Raw genomic sequence first — 1,214 nt, 5'->3', positions numbered from 1 at the left:
CCGCCAGCGCTTTGCTGGAGGCCGCCTCTGCCGACTTCACCACCAACAGCTGTGTGAAGCCGTATTTTTACTGACAAGATATAAAAAAATAAAAAGTCACTGATAAAATTTCTGTCAGTGATTTTTTTATTTATTGAATCTATAATTTCTAGTTCAGATTAAAATGAGAGTTCTGTCAGTAACTTTTCTTATATATTATAGCGTGTATGCTTAAAAAATATCAACATTCCTCCAGTAAGAATAATTAAAAGATAAGTCACAAATAGCACTAAAATAAATAAAGGAGAGATTTGGGTCATTGAAAGAGGTGGCACACCTAGATGATTACCAAATGGTGCAAAAATATTTAATGTCATATTACTCCAATCGAAGCAACCAGTATTTGGTAAGATAAATAAATAAATCATAAAAGCACTCCCTATCAGGTTTGCTCGTTTACTGGCTAAAGTTAACGCAAAACACATCATTGCTAATGCTAATCCAATCATAAAGCTAAAAAATAGTAAATAAAAACTATCTGAATTAATAAGGGGATACAATGATTGCCCATATTCTCCAGCATTTTCAGACTTAAAGAATAAGTGTAAAATTTCACCAGAACAAGCTGCCAAACTAAAAATAAGCAAATACATTACAATTAATGATACAACTAATCCAACAGATTTTCCTAATAAAATTATCTTCCAACTCTGTTGCCCAAGTCTCCTTTTGAAGGTTCCAAATTTATAATCATAGTTTGCAACAAGTACTCCAAAGAAACCAGCAAGTAAAGAAATAATTGTCATACCATAAGATTTAAATATGAATTGTGGAAATCCCACAAAACTGATTGCTTGGTTGGCTTGATTTAATTGCTCATAATCATAGCGAGTGGCATTATTAAGTATAGATTGATTGCCATTATTAGAAATAGAATAATCTTTATGGATATTTTTTTGAAAATTAATATCTGATTGTTTGTCCTCCACAAAAAGACTCTCAGCTCCTTTTAAATTAAGGCTTGCTTGGAATGTGCCTAAAATCAATAAACCGATTATTATTCCAGAAATTACTAGATAAATTTTGGATTTGGTAAGATAGAAAAGTTCTTTAATTAAAGTTACTTTCATAAATTTTTTTCAAACCTCCTTTATCCACCTTTAAAATTTTTTTATTTTTTATCACATATAAATCATCAATAATCTCTTCATAAAACTCAAATTGATGACCTGTTA

General features: G+C 30.1%; 1 protein-coding gene. It reads right to left on the bottom strand.

Features of this window, described 5'->3' with window-relative positions; translation table 11 throughout:
- Positions 1–188: 188 nt before the first annotated feature.
- Positions 189–1,109: an ABC transporter permease gene (locus ABT112_RS35270; RefSeq protein ID WP_003130505.1), complete on the bottom strand. Its 921-nt coding sequence runs from the start codon at positions 1,107–1,109 to the stop codon at positions 189–191.
- Between the last annotated feature and the right edge of the window lie 105 nt (positions 1,110–1,214).

Source organism: Streptomyces sp. NPDC002055, from assembly GCF_040296705.1.
In the GTDB taxonomy this organism is placed as follows: Bacteria; Actinomycetota; Actinomycetes; order Streptomycetales; family Streptomycetaceae; genus Streptomyces.
The sequence above is the reverse complement of the archived record's forward strand: the minus strand, read 5'-3'. Positions and strand labels throughout refer to the sequence as shown.

Excerpts from the sequence above, each read along its gene's own strand:
- ABT112_RS35270 (WP_003130505.1), bottom strand. The coding sequence starts at position 1,109 with ATGAAAGTAACTTTAATTAAAGAACTTTTCTATCTTACCAAATCCAAA.